Source organism: Ferrimonas sp. SCSIO 43195, from assembly GCF_023716685.1.
GTDB lineage: Bacteria > Pseudomonadota > Gammaproteobacteria > Enterobacterales > Shewanellaceae > Ferrimonas > Ferrimonas kyonanensis.
In genome coordinates this window covers 2,089,835-2,106,185 of the sequence record NZ_CP072679.1, presented here as the reverse complement: position 1 = coordinate 2,106,185, position 16,351 = coordinate 2,089,835, and the positions used below count along the sequence as shown (strand labels likewise).

Sequence of the window (16,351 nt, the reverse complement as noted above, 5' to 3'; positions counted from 1 at the left end):
TCTTACTGAAATTGCGATTGGTGGCGTGTACACGCCTGTTCCAACGTGGTGATAATGTCGTTGGCGTCCAGGCCCAGCTCTTCCGCCAGCACCAGCACGCCTCCCAGGCCACAGCCCTCCACCACCAGTCCCTGCTCATAACGATTCAGACAATCGAAGTCACTGAGGCCAAAGTCGGTTTGGTGCAAGCCGAGGCGCCAGTCTGCTGGCAGATGGCTCAGCACCGACTGGCCGTCTGCGGCCACCACCCAACGGGTGGTATCCACCCTGCCGCGAAGATCCGGCCGTACCCGGGCGGCGGCAATCAGCGGCGCCACGAACATCATGCCGCCAGCCAGGTGCGGCACAGGCAACGAGGCCGGCCAATGGCACAGCAAGCCGTACAAGGCTCGCTGAATCTGATCGTGAAACTGAGGACTGGCCAGCAGCGCCTCCACGTCAAACTGGGCGTGCGCGCGGCGATACTCCTGCTCCAACTGGGCCAGCAGTCGCGCTTTTTGCGCCAGTTTGTCCGCGTCCTTGGTGCTACCGGCGGGACTGAGTGTCAGACCGGTCAGCAGCCGCAGCCACAAGGTAGAAAACGTGGTACCGCCGACGCCACACTCGGCCAGGATGCTGATGCAGCCCCGTTCTGCCTGGGCGGTCAGATCCGGCAGCAGCCGCTGCTGAATCAAGTCGCCACAGTCCGCCTCCAGGCCACCATGGTGCTGACAATCAGCAAACCAGTCGCTGCTGCCCGGCTGCGGGCACTGCACCTGGAAGTTGTAACTGCGAAACTCAATGTTGTGCCCGGCCTGATGCAGGCGATTGAGCATTCCCCGGGTCAATACCGCCGGGCTGATGCCACCGTTATCCAGCAGCCCTTTGGCCGTCAACGGCGTCGGCTGAGGCGGGCTTGGGAACGGCGTCAGGGCCGAGCCATTGGCGATCAGTTCACTGTCCCGGGTTGGCGTCAGGTGCATCAAGTTCTGGCCGGCACCGGCGTCGGACAACTGATGCAGCTGCGGCAACTGGGTGGCCGCGCCGTTAAGGATATTGAACGCAATGGTGGGCTTTGGGTGTGTCATGACGGTCTCACTCACAGTCAGTCGGGGCGGGAAACAGCCCCATCAACTGGGGCCAGTGCAGCCCCTGCTCATCGATGTAGATCTGAATATGCAGCCGGGCCGCATGCCCCAGCGCCACCCGGCTCAGGTGGGCGTTGCCCTGTTGCTGGCCGCCGAGCAACCAGGACAACAGCACTCGAATCACGCCGGAGTGGGTCAACAGCAACACCGTCTCACCCCGATGCCGTTCGGCCAGCTCAGCCAGCAAGCCAGTGACCCGCTGCAGCAGCGCGTCGGTGGACTCCCCTCCCGGCGGCACCTGCTGCCAGGGTCGCTGCCAGTAGGCTTCAAAGTCGCCCTCGGGGCGCTGCCAAAGCTGCGCCAACGCTTGGCCGTCCCACTCGCCAAAATCCAGCTCTTGCAGGCGATCGTCGAGCTGCAACGAACAATGCTGCTGCCGGGCCAGTTGCTGGCCAAAGTCGGCACAGCGCCGCAGTGGCGAGCTGTACAACTGTTGCCATGTCAGGGGCGCGCAGCTGCTCTGCCACTGGCGCCACCCCAGCTCGGTTAACTCGGGGTCGCTGCGTCCCAGCAATCGCTCGGCGTCCTGTGGCTGGCCGTGGCGTACCAGGTGAAACTCGGTGGTGGTCATCGAATGCCGTCCTTTAGAGGTTGCTCAATGCCCGCCTGGCACCACTGCACCCGCTGGGCAATGGCGGCTATGGCCTGATGCATCTGGCCACTGGCACAGACAAAACTTCGGCTGAGGCTGTCATCGGGGATCAGCCCCTGCCCCACCTCGGTGGACACCAGCACCACCTCGGCCGAGCACTGGCTCAGGGCGCGGCCAAGCCGGTCAATCTCGTTGTCCAGGTCCACCCCGGCCAACAGCTGATTGGTCAACCACAGGGTCAGACAATCGATCAGCAGTAGCTCGTCGGCGTTGGCCTGCTGCAACAACCGCACCAGATTCAGCGGTTCCTCGACGCAGCGCCAATGGGCCGGGCGACGCTGCCGATGCAGTTCAATGCGTTCGGCCATGCTGGGGTGGCTGCGGGCGGTTGCCACGTACAGCACCCGCTTATCGCTGGCCAGACACCAGTCCTCTGCGAGGCCGGACTTGCCACTGCGGGCCCCGCCCAGATACAGGCTGATCACAACGCCTCCCGTTGCCGACGAGCGGCATCCACCTTGCGGCATACCAACGCCATGCCCTCAAGCACCCGCGGGCCGGTGCGATGCACCAGATCCCCTTCGATGGGGACGATCTGGCCATTGGCCACCGCCGGGATCTCCGGCCATACCCGCCAGTCGACGATCTCCTGGTTGCTGTTGCCGTGGTATTCCGGCTTGAGAATGATCTCCGGCTTGCGCACCAGCACCTGCTCCATGGAGACCTGAGGATAATCCGCCTCACCATCGGCAAACACATTGTCGGCGCCGCAATCGGCCAAAATGCCGTTCATCCAGCCGCCGGACACCGTGGTCAGCGGCTCGGGCCACACCTGATAGAACACCTTGACCGGCGCCTGTTGCCGGTACTGCTGGCGCAGCTGAGCCAGCCGCTGGCGAAACTCGCTGGCCTGCTTGTGGCCTTCGGCCTCCAACCCCAGGGCCTGGCCCAGTTGCTCGAGCCGGTCGGCAATTTCGTCGATGCGGGTCACGCTGGTATCAAATACCGGCAGCCCCAGGCTTTGCAGGCGCTCCACCAGCGGCGCGCTGGTGTCTTCAACGCTGAGCACCACCAAGTCTGGCTGCAGCAACATCAGCGCTTCCATGTTCAGATAGTCGAAACGACCGATGCGCGGGATCGCCTGCGCCGCTTCGGGGTAGTCGGCATAATCCACCGTCGCCGCAATGCGATCGCCGGCGCCGATGGCAAACAGCATCTCCACCGAATGGGGCGACAGCGCCACCAGTTTCTGCGGTACCGCCAGGGCACACGGGGCCAACAGCATCAGGGTCCACCACCACAGCAGGCGTCTCATCGCGACTCCCCTTTCAGCTCCAGCGGCAGACCGGCAATGGTCAACGTCACTCGGTCGACTCGCTGGCCCAGGTGCTGGTGCAGCCAGCCGCACTCATCCACAAAGCGGCGGTTAGACTCCCCAAGGGGCACCACCCCCTGGCCCACCTCGTTGCCGATGAAGATCACCGGCCCGGGCAGGGTCGACAGGCACTGCAACAGCGCCGCCTTGGCCGCCGGCCAGTCGCCGTCGTCGGCAAACAGTTCGTTGGCCAGCCACAGGGTTAAACAGTCCACCAATACCAAGGTGTCGGCACCAGAGGCACTGACCAGCGCCTGGGCCAGATCCCGCTGGGCTTCAATCAGTGACCAGTCGGCGGGCCGGTGACGCTGATGATGAGCGATGCGCTCGGCCATGCTGTCATCGGCTCTGGCGGTGGCGATCACCACCACCTGGCCGCCACCAGCCTGTTGCCACTCACGGGCTCGTTGCTGGGCCAGCCGGCTTTTTCCGGAGCGGGCGCCGCCGCTGATTAACTGCTTCATGAACGACCCCGACGTTTCATTAGAATTCCGATGAAGAAGGCACTGCCGAGAATGGCGGTCACCACCCCGACCGGCAGCTCCTGGTTGCCCAGCAATTGCCGGGACAACAGATCCACCCACACCATCAGGATCGCCCCGAACAGGGCGGTGGCGATCAGGGTGGCGCCGCTGGCGGCACCAATGAGCAGTCGCACGATGTGCGGCACCATCAGGCCAACAAAGCCGATGCCGCCACAGTACGCCACTAGCGAGGCGGTGATCAGTGCTGTCTGCAGCAACATTCCCAGGCGCAGCGGCACCACCGCCACCCCCTGGGTGTGGGCACTCTCATCCCCGGCCATCAGCGCCTGCAACGGCCTTTGAAACTGGTACACCACCATCAGCGCCGTCAACACCACCACTGCGGGGATCCACAAGGTGCCCCAGGTGGCGCGGCTAAAGCTGCCCATGTTCCAGAACAGCACCGCCTGAATCGCCTGATTGTCGCCGAAATAGAGCACCAGATTGGCCAGCGACGACAGCAGGAACGAGATCGCCACCCCGGCCAGAATCAAGCCCTCGACCTGGCCGTCCCGAGCCATCACCATCACCACCGCCACGGCGATCAGCGATCCCAGAAACGCACACAGCGGCAGACTCAGCCCCGCCAGGCCGGTGGTCAAGGCGATCACCGCCCCCAGGGTGGAACCGGCAGAGATGCCAAACAGATAGGGGTCGGCTAACGGGTTGCGGGTCACGCTTTGCAGCACCGAGCCGGACACCGCCAGACCTGCGCCGCACAGCATCGCCAGCAACACCCGCGGCAACCGCAACTCGATAATGATCCGTTGAGACAGGTTGGTGGCATCGGCGCCGAGCAGTGCGTTGACAACGGCGCGTCCGACGTCGGCGGCAGCGATGTCGGCACTGCCGAAGGAGATCGCCAGCATCGGCGACACCACGATCAGGGGAAACAACATCAGCAGCAACAGCTGCGGTTTAAGCAAGGGCATAGGCAGGCTTTTGGTAATCGTAAGTAATGCGTGGGTAGCGGCCATTGGGGTGCATATCCACCCGGGCCTCCACCCCATAGACCGCTCGAATGCGGTCGGCGGTGAGCACCTGTTGCGGCCGGCCACTGGCCACCAGCGTCCCCTCACTCAGCAGCAGTATCCGGTCGCAATAGGCACTGGCCAGGTTCAGGTCATGGATGGACGCCACCACCGTCACCCCCAGGCTGCGCACCAGTTTCAAGGTTTCAATCTGATAGCGTACATCCAGGTGGTTGGTAGGCTCATCCAGTAACAGCAATTTGGGTTGTTGCAGTAAGGCCCGGGCAATGAGTACCCGCTGACGCTCTCCGCCGGACAACGAGTCAAAATGATGCTCCGCCAGCGAGGCCAGCTTGACCCGCTGCAACACCGCCTCGACCCGGGCCGATTCATCCCGGCGGTCAAGGCGTTGCCACCAACTGCTGTGAGCCAGCAAGCCGGTGGTTAAAAATTGACGCACGGTCATCGAAAACCCCGATGGCCCATGCTGAGTCACCACCGCCACCTGTCGGGCAAACGCCCGGCGGCTGATGGTGCCGATCTCGGCCCCCGCCAGGGCGATGCGCCCCTGCTGAGGAACCAGGTAACGGTACAAGCACCGCAGCAACGTCGACTTGCCCACCCCGTTGGGGCCAAGCAAGCCGACAAATTCTCCGTGATTAACGGTAAAGCCGACGTCATGCAGCACCTGACGTTCGCGACAGCCCCAACTGAGCCCCTCCACCTGCAGGTGGGGGCTGGACTCGCTGGAATACTGGTTGTCATCAAAGGACTTAAACATGATCCCGTCTCTGTGTGATTGACTCGGTCACCGTTAACGCGCCCCCCTCATCAGAGGGCGGCGCGGGTTTCGATTAAAAATCGCTGTAACTCAGGCTCAGGTACCACTCGGCACCCGGTCCGTAATAACTGCCGTTGGAGATCACCTCTTCATCCAGCAGATTATTGGCTTTCAGGCGTACCTTCCAGCCCTGAGTAAAGGCGTAGCCGACGCTGACGTCCACCTTGTGGTAGGGGCTGATGAAGTCGGGGTTACCGTCGTAGTTAGTGTCACCATCGTTGCGCTTGCCCTGATAGTGGTAATCGACGCGCAGATCCCACTGGCTGAGGACGTAAGCGGCGGAATAGTCGAATTCATGCTCACTGCGCCCCTCCAGCTGCTCTCCCTTGCTGTCGTCTTCGGCATCCAGGTAGGTGTACGCCAGTTGGTGTTGCAGCCCAAACAGTTCGAAGTCACTGCCCAGTTCCAGTCCCTTGAGGGTGGCCTTGTCGACATTGAAAGGCTTGTAGATGTCCCAGCCATTGTCGTCCTGTTCACCGGTCTTGGCCCAGTTGATGAGATCGTCCACCTTGTTCTGGAACACGCTGATGTAGGCGTTGTAGCCGTTGCCGGCGTAATTCAGGGTCAGGTCGACGTTTTCAGAGGTTTCCGACACCAGCTCCGGGTTACCCTGCTCCGGCCAGTACAGGTCGTTGAAGGTCGGCGCTTTAAAGGCGGTACCATAGCTGGCACTCAGTCGCCACTGGTCATTGAAGCGGTAAGCAACACTGGTGTTGTAGGAGACTTCACTGTCGATGTTTTCCACATCGTCGTAGCGAACCACCCCTTCCAGCAACCAGGCGCCAAGATCGGCGCGAGCCAGGGCAAACACCCCCACCACGTCACGTTCATCCTGGGCGTAGTCACCGCGCACCGATTCGTTGTAGTAATCCACGCCGCCACTCAGGGTCAGGCCACCGCTGGCTTGGTACTGATTGATCCAGCTCAGCTGGTCGCGCCGGGTTTCATAGATGCTATGGGCAGGCTCGCCATCACGGAAGTTGTCGTTGTAGTCGCGGGCCTGGCCTGCAGACAGCTTGGAGCTGAAGTCGTTGTTGTCGTACTGCGCTTCCAGGTTCCAGAAGAAGTTGTCGTAGTCGGCTTCATTGCTGTACGGGACACTGTTGTCGTATTCGTAGTTGCCGGTATTGTACTGGCCGCTCCAGTTCAACTGCCACTGCTCGCTGAGGCTCTGCTCACCGCTGATACCGGCTGTAATCCGCTCATAGCCGTCGTCGTCGGTTTCACTGTCACGCTTTACATCGAAGCCATCACTCTGATCACTAGAGATCGTCAGGCTGGTGCGGCCGTCGCCATGGCTGATGCCGGCACCGGCGCTGAGGCGGCTGTAGTTATTGCTGCCCACGGCACCGGAGGCGTACCACTGGCCCCCTTCCAGGCGGCGGGTAAAGATCTGCACCACACCACCGATGGCGTCACTGCCCCATACCGCTGCGCGGGAGCCCTTAACCACTTCGATGCGCTCCACCTGCTCCGGCGCCAGGCTGGAAAAACTGACGCTGCCCAGGGTGGCGGAGCTGATGCGCACACCGTCGATCAGCACCAGTACGTGGTCCGACTCGGAGCCACGAATGCTGATGTTGGCGCTCTGACCACCGCCACCGGTGCGGGTCACGCTAAGGCCAGGCAAACGCTCGAGAATGTCGACCACGGAGATGGGTGCCAGCTCCTCGATCTCCACCCGTTCGATGGTGTTGACCACCGCCAGCTGCTGCTCAGGGGCGGAATCAAAGCGATTGGCGGTGACCACGATGGTTTCGTAGTCGGGGGCAGCGGTCGCTGCGTAACTGGCGCACAGGGCCAGAGACAATACAGAAAGGCGCGTTTTTAAACTCATGGTTTTTCCTTGAATAATCGAGTTTTAAAAGCGCGGGAATGCTCTCATCAGAGAGGTAGGTGAATCCGTCATCACGACGGGGTGCTCACACGTACAACAGACGAAGACCGGATAAGGCCAGTTCGATGCGACAATGGAAGCAAGGTAAACCTTGCCACCCGGGTCAAACGGTCTTATCAGGCTATCTGCTCAAGAAACCCGCTTGAGTCAAATCAGCAAATCAAGGTAGGTCTCCTGGCTCTCAGCGTCTGAATGTGTTCCCTTCCCGGTTACCCAGTGGTTATCAACACATCGCTCTGATTACAGTTGCAGGTACAGCCGCGGACTCTCACCGCGTTCCCTGTTATGCATGAATCGTGGTCGAACGATCCCTTGCACCTTAATTTGGTGGCCATGATAACCATGCCACAGCGCAAGATTGTGCCAGAGATCACAAGGCATTGAACAGCGATAAATGTCTGTGAATAGTCACAGCGTTTCCCACAGTTGCTGCCACCAGATTGGCCGTCCAGACGTCCAATCCAGATACACCAAGGGATTCAGGCCAATCCCATCGAACGCGACGCCGATGCCGCGGCTATAAAAATTTTTTTTGCGCGTCCCCCAACTCCAAGGCAATTTGCTCAATTATCCAGCTTCGACGGCAGTGAAACCCACTGGTTACCGCGTTTGAGTAATCGCCAGCAAGGTAGATTCGACACAGTTGGTTACGCTCCTTCCACAGAAAATTCACTCACTTGTGGCAAACTACGCGGCAATTTTTCTGAGATTTGCCATTCTGATAGTCATGAGATCCCTTACCCTACTTTTACTCCTGGCCAGCGCCGCGGCCACGGCGGTGCCTGGCAGTGGCGACAAGCCCGAATGGGGCATCGCCATCGGCATGCGCTTTGCCGACATCCCCTATAAGACCGAGACCGATCAGGTCACCGACATCGTGCCGCTGATGTTTCTCCAGGGTGAGGACTTCTATCTGCACGGACTGGAAGCTGGCTACCACCTATGGCAGGACCAGCCACACCAAGCCACGCTGTTTACCCGTTATCGCTTCTTCGACATTCCCAAAGAGCTGCAAAACAGCATCCAGGAAGACAGCTTTGATCTCGGCCTGCGCTACCGCTATGTCCCCAAAGAGCGTCACTTTGTCGACACCGAACTGCTCAGTGATAACAACGGTCGCAGTTACGGCCACCTGAGATACGGCTTCGACGGCCAGTGGGGCAATCTTAGCTTTCAACCCACCCTGCAACTGGACTGGCGCAGCCAGGACTTTGTCGAGTATTACTACGGCCTGGGCGACACCCGTGCCGACGCCGATGTGGGTGCCTCGGCCGGCATCGGTCTGAAATACCATGTGGGCAGCAACCTGTACCTGATCGGCAAGGTTCAGGGGTCAGTACTGGGCAGTGGCATCGAGGATCTCGACACGCTGGACAAGCGCTTCACTCTGGAGAGCTACGCCGGGTTTGCGTTCTTCCCCACCGCCGAACAGAGTGCCAACCCGCTGCGACGGGAAGACTTTGAGGGCCATTACCTTCGTGTGGCCCATGGTTGGGCCACACCCTCCAACCTGGGGGAGATCCTCAGCTTTGACTGGGAGAAAGACCCCTACGACAACCAGATGACCTCGGTCTTTTATGGCTACCCGCTCACCGACAGCCTGTTTGGTTTTCCCATCGACCTGTACGCCACTCCGGGGATGGTGCTGCACCACAGCTCAGAGGTACAAAAAACCAGTTACGAAGGGGTCATGGCCATCAAGGCCTACTACACCTTTAGCTGGCCGATTCGCTGGCGATTTGGCGTCGCCGAAGGGTTGTCCTACATCAACCGGGTCACCTACATCGAGCGCAGCGAACTGGAACAGAAGGGCTACCGGCCGTCCAAATTAATGAACTACCTGGATTTCTCTATCGATACCAATCTTGGCGATCTGTTCCAGAGCAGCAAATGGTCGCACCTGTGGCTGGGCTGGAGCATTCACCACCGCAGCTCGATGTTTGAGAGCTCCTCCGCCTTTGGCCGCATCAAAGGCGGCAGCAACTACAACACCCTGTATCTGCAGTGGCAGTTCTAAGCCCAGCTTAATCGTGGTTGTGATTAAAGACGTTGATCATTTGGCCGATATTGAGATCGTGGCAGATTCGATTAAGGCAGAGCAGTAATGGACGTTCGTAATCATGGCGCCGAGGTGTCCCAGGTCGCCAGAAACAAACCCACCGATGGCGGCAACCGCGGCCAGACGGTGTCTGAGGTGGCAACGAGTAAGAGTGCCTCCCAGGCCGCAAAGGCGATGACCAACACCCACTTGTTGACGGCGATGGAGGCGGTCAGCTTGAGCGCCGGCCAGGACTCGTTGGCGCTGCTGTACCGCGCCGCCGTTGAAGCCATTGATGAACACCTGGCGCCCACATTGGGCGAAAACTCGACCCAGAAGGGGCTGGAACAAGGCATCGACTACTCGCCGCAGGCCACTGCCGACCGCATCGTCGGCTTCGCCACCCAATTTTTCGGCACCTATCAGGGGCAGAACTCATCCCTCTCCTTCGATGAGCAGTTGGACGGCTTTATGAGCGTCATCGGCGAAGCGGTGGACAAGGGCATCAATGAGGCCCGCGGCATCCTCGATGGCTTACAGGTGCTCGATGGTGACATCGCGAGCAACGTCGACCTGACCCAGGGCCTGGTGCATGAAGGGCTTCAGGCGTTCAGGGACAGCTTCTATCAGGAACAATCCGCTGACCGTTGATTGAGTTCGCCGCCGCGACTCGACGCCTTGCTAAATCCCGTGACAAAAAAAGGCCGCCAATATGGCGGCCTTTCTGTGTGTCTGCAGAGGGATCAGGCTGTGGCCAGTTTCTGCTTAGCCTGGCGGGCGCGGTAGAAGCTCACCAGCTGCCATACACAGGCAATGTTAAGCACCAGGCTCAACGCCGCCACTGAGTAGGTCAGCATGTCGTTCCTGGGGAAGATCCACAGGTTGCGCTCGTAGAAGTTGGTGAAGGTAAAGTAGAACATGAACCAGGCCGCCAAGGTGTAAGCGCGGGCCTGCAACCAAGTGCCCTTTTTAATGAACAGCGCCGGAATGGTGGCCGCCACAATCACCATCAGCTGCGCCGATGCCGACGCCGGGAAGTTCAGGTACACATAGGCGAAATTCCACACGTCGTAGGCGATGATCCACAGCGCGGTCATCTTCGGCCACACCATGTCTTTCTGCGGGCTGTCGTCGGCTCGAATCCCCTTCCAACCGTAATAGCAGGTCAGAATCGACAGTACCCCGGCCACGCCATTAAGCAGGTTCGGGGTAAAGCCCATGGTAAAGTCCTGCGCCACCGCCTCGGCGATGTTGATGGCCAAAAAGCCGACGCAGAACAACTTGGCCAGGCTGTATTGATGCACCTTGGTAAAGCGCATCAGCAGGAAGAACACCGAGGCCGACACCACCGAATAGATCTTGGCCCACTTAAACCAGTACGCCACCCCCTGATAGGGCCAGACGAAGATGGTCAGCAGCAGTGACAGGCCGACGAAGAACGCAAAGCCGCTCCATTTCACAAACCGGAACAACTCGTTCAACGCGATCAGAATCACCAGAGTCAGCAAAATGTGCAACTTGGCCTGAGTCTCATGCCAGCGGAACAGGGTAAAGGTGACGTCCTTTTCCAGTAAATCCAGGCTGGCCCCGGTGACGTTGAGGTTGACGTCGATGTTTTCGCTGTCGATCACCGTCAGACTGGCGTGGTCGAAGTCGGTGATCACTCCACCTTGCAGCGGCAAGATGGTGATGGCGTCGCCCTGACGCAGCCACTGGTGAGTTTCGGCCTCATCACGGCCATTGAATTTCTTCTCGATGTAGACACTGCCATCGGGGTCAAAGGCGATGTGGTAGCTCAAGCCACCGGTGCCCGGTACCCCCTCCAGCAGAATCTGATAAGTGCCCAGCGCCTCGGCGGCGGGATCATTGTCGGCCGCTGCCAATGGCGTACTGCACGCCATCAGGCACGCCAGCATCAACCCCAGCGCCCAGCGCAGAGTGTGAGTGAATGCATTCATCTTGTGTCCTCAGGCTTTATGGAAGTACAGGTTTGACCACATACCGGTCACCGATTGCTGACGCTCTTTCTCGGTAAACACCCCTTCTGGCGCCGACGCCGGGTGACGGAACTTGGTGTCGCAGCCGCCGGTGTACATCTGCCAGTTGTACCAGACGACATAGACCACACTCAGAGCCAGGTTGGCGATGCCCCACCAGGTGGCTAACTCGGGATTGGCCCAGGCGGAGGAGTCCATGAACGGGAATACATCGGTCACACCCAACTGAACCACGAAGATTGCCAGGGTGTAGATACGACCCATGATGTAGAGGTCGTGGCGGCCAAATACCGAGTACAGCTCACAGGCAATCAGAATCGCCAGGCCGCCAGCAAACTCATCGGGAATACAGCCAAACAGGAAGGCGGCGTTCCAGGTGGTGTACAGGAAGCACCAACCCAGAGGGAAGTCCACAATCAGGTCGCCGCAGGTTTTGTCTTCCACCCGCCAGAACTTGCCAACAAACGGAATGGTGGCCACCAGGCAGAAGCCCGACAGTGCATTCCAGGGGTTACCCAGTTGCCAGTCGTGAATCGACGCTTCGGTGATGTTGAGCGCCAGAATGAAAAACAGGAACCACAGGGTCCATGGCTTCTTGAAGATCTCCCAGAACGGGCCGGTTTTCTTTTCGTACACGGCGATGCGCATCAGGCTGACCACGACCATCGGCACCAGCACACTGAAAATTTTCGCCCACTCGAACCAGGTATCGCGGTTCTCAGACCACAACGGGAAAGTACACAGCGACAGCACAATAAATGCGAAGCCTATGGTGCGGTAGCGTCTGAACACTTCCGTCAGCGCATAGGTGGCCGCGGCGTACACGATGATCGAGATGATCAATGTCATGTTGGAGGGTTCCATGCCCTACTCCTTTGTAACGATAACGACTCCCTGATAGCAACGTGACGGTGTATGGCCTGATCCAAAAATTGGGTGGTGCAGTTTCTAGTTTTAGGGGCGCCTTAAGGCGCGGTATTGCATAGTATCGGCAAGGGTAATGCAGGTCGACGAAGCGCCGTTTCACTACCAGTAACTCAAAAATTTTTATAATTAAGGCATTGAAATACCTTTGATAGAAACCAACAGCTGAGTAATTACTCTAAAAATCAATTTCTGCGTTCGAAGGTAACAGACTGGTGAAATTCGTTAGTGACTGAGATCACAATTGTTGCGACTCAAACTGGGAACTGTAATTCAGCGGTACGAGGAGGGAGCGGGCCTGCTGGCCATCAACAATACAAACGGGGCGGCGAGATGGCCGCCCCGACATTAACACCGAAGGGGCATCAGGCAAACCAGTGCCGAGTGCGGTTGGCAAAATAGACCAGAGACAACATCACTGGCACCTCCACCAACACTCCGACCACGGTGGCCAATGCTGCGCCTGAGTGAAGGCCAAACAGCGAGATCGCCACCGCCACCGCCAATTCAAAGAAGTTCGAAGTGCCGATCATGCACGCCGGCGCGGCAACGTTATGGGGTAACTTCAGCCATTTGGCGGCGGCATAGGCGATGGCAAAGATGCCGTAGGTTTGGATCATCAAAGGGATGGCGATCAGGACAATGGTTTGCGGCTGCTCGATGATCACCTCGGCCTGAAAGCCAAACAGCAGTACCACGGTCCCGAGCAAACCGACAATGGACCAGGGCTTGGTCTTGGCCAGAAACGCGTCGATGCCGTCGCCATTGCGCCGGCGCTGCAATCGCGCTCGAGTCCAGGCCCCGGCCAACAATGGCAACATCACGTACAAGACCACCGACAGCAACAGCGTCTCCCAGGGAACCTGAATGTCACTGACGCCCAGCAACAATGCGGTGATCGGTGCGAAGGCAAACACCATGATGATGTCGTTGACCGATACCTGCACCAGGGTGTAATTGGCATCGCCCTTAGTCATCTGACTCCAGACAAACACCATGGCGGTACAGGGCGCCACGCCCAGCAAAATCATGCCGGCGATGTATTCCCCGGCACTCTGCGGGTCGACCCAGTCGGCAAAAAAGCCTTTGAAGAACAACCACCCCAGGGCTGCCATGGTGAAGGGTTTGATCAGCCAGTTGATCACCAGCGTCAACAGTAATCCCTTGGGCTTTTTACCCACGTCTTTAACCGCGCTGAAATCGATCTGCACCATCATCGGGTAGATCATGACCCAAATCAGCACCGCCACCACCAGATTGACGTGGGCCCACTCCAGCGCCGCTACCGCCGCAAACGCCTGCGGGGCCCAATTGCCCAGCAATACGCCGGCGGCAATACTCAGCGCCACCCACAGTGACAAATAGCGTTCAAAAATTCCCATTACTCTCGCCTCATACTGATCAAACGTCGCCCCGGCAACCGACTGGTCGCAGCCCGTGACGACGAAATGCTATTTCGATGAAGCTAGAATATACGAATTGGCATATATATGCCACTGCGGATATGGGTTTTTTAACTCATGGCCGACGACACTACGAAGCCGACAAACAACAGAATGGTGGATTGAAACACCGCCACCGCCAGATTGCCCTTTTTGATCTCGGCGATAAAGTCGATGCTGCGAAACACAAATTTATCGATGATCACCAGTGAGATCACGCTGACAAACAGACTGACCACGGCGTAGGTGAGGTTCAGAAACATGAAGGCCGCGTTTTGCTCCAGTGAGGTAATTTCCATTCTTATTTTCCTTTGTTCTCAATTATAAAAGGCGCATCAGGTGCTTCTGACCAGCCGATAGACCAGGCGGTAATAGGATCCAGGCTGGCATGGCGCAGCGCATCGCTGTAGTAGTTCATCAGATCGGTAACCGCATAATCCCGAGCCGACTCGATGCGGTACAGATCGGCGGCACCAAACAGATGCAAAATCTCGTGGGCCTGTACTTGTGGGGTGTAGGTCGCCGCTGAGGCCGACGACACCGACTCGGTCAGCATCACATACTCGTAATGGCAATTCGGTGACACCTGCTTGCTGCCACAGGACAGGGCAAAAGAGCGGGCATCACCGTTGGAGTGAAACACCATCGCCACCTGGCCGCTGGGCGCCTTGGCCTCAACAAATGCCGACATCGACGGATAACCCAGTTGATTAGCGATCAATCCCTGAGCGTCGAGGAAGAACTGTTTGGAGCGCAACCACTCTTTGGAGATGCCCCTAGGGGCCTTCAAAAAGAAAAAGCGGCTGCTGATCTGCGGCTTCGCCACCCCATATTGGGCCGCCCGGGCTTGATACCACTCCACCACCTGCTGCAGATAGTGGCGATTCAACAGCCGCTGTTTGCCCGACCAGCGACTCCAGCGGTTGTCGTCCAGATAAAGGTAAAGAATGGTGATCTTACCGGTAAGGCTGGCAGCAATGCCGTTATCACGAGCATCCCGATACTGCTTATCCAGTTGCCGCTCCTGCTGCATGCTTTCGATGTGGTTGCGCAGCCTAAGGATCGCCTCATCCACTTTTCGGTTTGGCTCTCCCAGTTGCTGTGCCTGGGTCAGCGAGTGAATGGCGTAATGGTAATGACGACGGCCGACCTCGATATCGGCCTTCACCGCGTACAGGTAGCGGCGCACGTCCGGCTCCTCGACCCGGGGCAGCAACCGCTTAACCTCATCGTAGGCCAGATCATACTCCGAGTCCTGCAGCCGCTGAGACAACATCGCCAGCCTCTGGTCTTCCGGATGCGCCGAATTTGGCCCCACCCAGATGGCCACAGCAGCGCACAGCACAAACAGAGACAACAAGGTACGCAGTAACCAGACCTTCATCTCAGCGCCGTCCGTCTAGGGTGGCAATTAACAAGCAGTACACAATCAATCGAAACTTCATCAGCGTGATAATGGCTGACAATAAGACACTACAAATGAAAGCCTTGCAAGAAAATCCAGGCGTCGATGCGGCCTTTTGGCAGCCAATTGGCGAGGCTTCGTGCAACGTTCGAGAGCGGCACTCCGCCTTGGCTGCCTAAAGCGCTCCTTCCAACTTCGATTGCTTGTGAAAAAACCGAACCAGAGCCTCTACCAACAACCGCTGTCGTCGAGGAATGAAGTTACGCGAACGGTACAAAACAAACATCGACTGCTCCTGATAAATCTGCGAATCAAACAGCAACTCAAACCGGCGGTCCTGAGACCGATAGAGGCGAATCTGCGACTCCGGCAACGACGCAATGCCCTTGCCCGCCAGCATCCACTGCATGGCAATGTCTACCGAATCGGTTGAGATAAAGGACTGAATCTGCTGACTTCCGCAGCTGCCATTCGAATGTTGCCACTCCCAGTGTTTTTCCTCTTTTTGCACCGACACATTGGTGATGCAGCGGTGTCGAGCCAAGTCTTGTGGCAGCAGCGGCCGGCCAAACTGCTGCAGGTACTCGGAGCTGGCACAGAAATAGCGACGGAAAGTGTGCTGATAGCGAGCGATCAAATCGGGATCGTCCGGGGTGATCGGCGATACCATCACATCACACTGGCCCATCTTGGTCATGGTTTTCGGGTTGGTGGTGATCAGGTCCAGACGCACTTCGGGGTAATCAGTGGTAAACGGAATGAACACCTCTTCGGTCAACCAACGACTCATGGGATGGGGTAGGCACACCGCGATGCTGCCCTTAACATCATCCTTATGGCTGGAGATGGCCTCGGTAATTTTCTCAAACTCCTCCAACATGGTTTCCGCGGTTTCCAGCAACAGCCGTCCCTGAGGCGTCAGCTCAACCCCACCGCCGGAGCGCTGCATCAAGGTCGCCCCCACCTTAGCCTCCAGACCCTTTAAGCGACGGCTCAATGCCGGCTGACTGATATCCAGATCGATGGCGGCCTGAGTAATGCTCTTAAACTTTGCAACTGCGACAAACATCCGCAACGTATCCAGATCCACTCTTTTTCCTCTCTGTGACTTTCGTCGGTGATCTTAACGTCATTTCAAATCCTCGCCATGCGCCAGAACACAATTCCCGATGCAAATTCTGCATATCGGAAATAGCAATTCTGGCAGGTCAGCCTCCA

Annotated in this window: 16 protein-coding genes and 1 riboswitch; of the genes, 2 read left to right on the top strand and 14 right to left on the bottom strand. The window is 58.4% G+C overall.

Going from position 1 to position 16,351, the window contains the following annotated elements; translation table 11 throughout:
• Positions 1-2: 2 nt before the first annotated feature.
• The 8 genes from J8Z22_RS09970 to J8Z22_RS09935 form a co-directional block, all read right to left on the bottom strand.
• Positions 3-1,067, bottom strand: coding sequence for a hypothetical protein (locus J8Z22_RS09970; RefSeq protein ID WP_252010241.1), 1,065 nt, complete (start codon positions 1,065-1,067; stop codon positions 3-5).
• Between the two features lie 7 nt (positions 1,068-1,074).
• Entirely contained in the window at positions 1,075-1,698 is a 624-nt protein-coding gene (locus J8Z22_RS09965) for a histidine phosphatase family protein (protein WP_252010240.1), read from the bottom strand.
• The gene (gene cobU / locus J8Z22_RS09960; protein WP_252010239.1) at positions 1,695-2,204 is read right to left on the bottom strand and encodes a bifunctional adenosylcobinamide kinase/adenosylcobinamide-phosphate guanylyltransferase; all 510 of its coding nucleotides are present in this window, start codon (positions 2,202-2,204) and stop codon (positions 1,695-1,697) included. The genes J8Z22_RS09965 and cobU (J8Z22_RS09960) overlap by 4 nt, the downstream gene beginning before the upstream one ends.
• Positions 2,201-3,034 carry a cobalamin-binding protein gene (locus J8Z22_RS09955; RefSeq protein ID WP_028112436.1) on the bottom strand — a complete coding sequence of 278 codons (834 nt, stop codon included), beginning with the start codon at positions 3,032-3,034 and terminating at the stop codon, positions 2,201-2,203. The genes cobU (J8Z22_RS09960) and J8Z22_RS09955 overlap by 4 nt, the downstream gene beginning before the upstream one ends.
• Positions 3,031-3,558, bottom strand: coding sequence for a bifunctional adenosylcobinamide kinase/adenosylcobinamide-phosphate guanylyltransferase (gene cobU, locus J8Z22_RS09950; RefSeq protein WP_028112435.1), 528 nt, complete (start codon positions 3,556-3,558; stop codon positions 3,031-3,033). Before cobU (J8Z22_RS09950) ends, J8Z22_RS09955 begins: the two co-directional genes overlap by 4 nt.
• The gene (locus J8Z22_RS09945) at positions 3,555-4,550 is read right to left on the bottom strand and encodes an iron ABC transporter permease (protein ID WP_252010238.1); all 996 of its coding nucleotides are present in this window, start codon (positions 4,548-4,550) and stop codon (positions 3,555-3,557) included. The genes cobU (J8Z22_RS09950) and J8Z22_RS09945 overlap by 4 nt, the downstream gene beginning before the upstream one ends.
• Positions 4,537-5,370, bottom strand: coding sequence for an ABC transporter ATP-binding protein (locus J8Z22_RS09940; protein WP_051252547.1), 834 nt, complete (start codon positions 5,368-5,370; stop codon positions 4,537-4,539). Before J8Z22_RS09940 ends, J8Z22_RS09945 begins: the two co-directional genes overlap by 14 nt.
• A gap of 73 nt (positions 5,371-5,443) precedes the next feature.
• Positions 5,444-7,267 carry a TonB-dependent receptor domain-containing protein gene (locus tag J8Z22_RS09935; RefSeq protein WP_252010237.1) on the bottom strand — a complete coding sequence of 608 codons (1,824 nt, stop codon included), beginning with the start codon at positions 7,265-7,267 and terminating at the stop codon, positions 5,444-5,446.
• Positions 7,268-7,473: 206 nt separating this feature from the next.
• Positions 7,474-7,664: riboswitch (cobalamin riboswitch) on the bottom strand.
• 390 nt (positions 7,665-8,054) lie between these two features.
• Here J8Z22_RS09935 and J8Z22_RS09930 point away from each other — a divergent pair.
• Both J8Z22_RS09930 and J8Z22_RS09925 read left to right on the top strand, forming a co-directional pair.
• Complete coding sequence (locus tag J8Z22_RS09930; protein WP_252010236.1) at positions 8,055-9,344, top strand: MipA/OmpV family protein; 1,290 nt, start codon at positions 8,055-8,057, stop codon at positions 9,342-9,344.
• An 87-nt stretch (positions 9,345-9,431) separates the two neighbouring features.
• Positions 9,432-10,016, top strand: coding sequence for a DUF5610 domain-containing protein (locus tag J8Z22_RS09925; protein ID WP_252010235.1), 585 nt, complete (start codon positions 9,432-9,434; stop codon positions 10,014-10,016).
• A 92-nt stretch (positions 10,017-10,108) separates the two neighbouring features.
• Here J8Z22_RS09925 and J8Z22_RS09920 read toward each other — a convergent pair whose 3' ends face one another.
• The 6 genes from J8Z22_RS09920 to J8Z22_RS09895 all read right to left on the bottom strand — a co-directional run bounded on the left by J8Z22_RS09920 (position 10,109) and on the right by J8Z22_RS09895 (position 16,223).
• Positions 10,109-11,323, bottom strand: a complete 1,215-nt coding sequence (locus J8Z22_RS09920; protein ID WP_035415630.1) for a DUF5692 family protein — start codon at positions 11,321-11,323, stop codon at positions 10,109-10,111.
• Between the two features lie 9 nt (positions 11,324-11,332).
• Positions 11,333-12,226 (bottom strand): DUF5692 family protein, encoded by an 894-nt coding sequence (locus J8Z22_RS09915; RefSeq protein WP_051252545.1) that lies wholly within the window; start codon positions 12,224-12,226, stop codon positions 11,333-11,335.
• 425 nt (positions 12,227-12,651) lie between these two features.
• Positions 12,652-13,668 (bottom strand): ACR3 family arsenite efflux transporter, encoded by a 1,017-nt coding sequence (gene arsB, locus J8Z22_RS09910; RefSeq protein ID WP_252010234.1) that lies wholly within the window; start codon positions 13,666-13,668, stop codon positions 12,652-12,654.
• A 131-nt stretch (positions 13,669-13,799) separates the two neighbouring features.
• The gene (locus J8Z22_RS09905) at positions 13,800-14,027 is read right to left on the bottom strand and encodes a DUF350 domain-containing protein (RefSeq protein WP_051252544.1); all 228 of its coding nucleotides are present in this window, start codon (positions 14,025-14,027) and stop codon (positions 13,800-13,802) included.
• Between the two features lie 2 nt (positions 14,028-14,029).
• Positions 14,030-15,112, bottom strand: a complete 1,083-nt coding sequence (locus J8Z22_RS09900; RefSeq protein WP_252010233.1) for a hypothetical protein — start codon at positions 15,110-15,112, stop codon at positions 14,030-14,032.
• Positions 15,113-15,308: 196 nt separating this feature from the next.
• Positions 15,309-16,223, bottom strand: a complete 915-nt coding sequence (locus J8Z22_RS09895; RefSeq protein ID WP_156896960.1) for a LysR family transcriptional regulator — start codon at positions 16,221-16,223, stop codon at positions 15,309-15,311.
• Between the last annotated feature and the right edge of the window lie 128 nt (positions 16,224-16,351).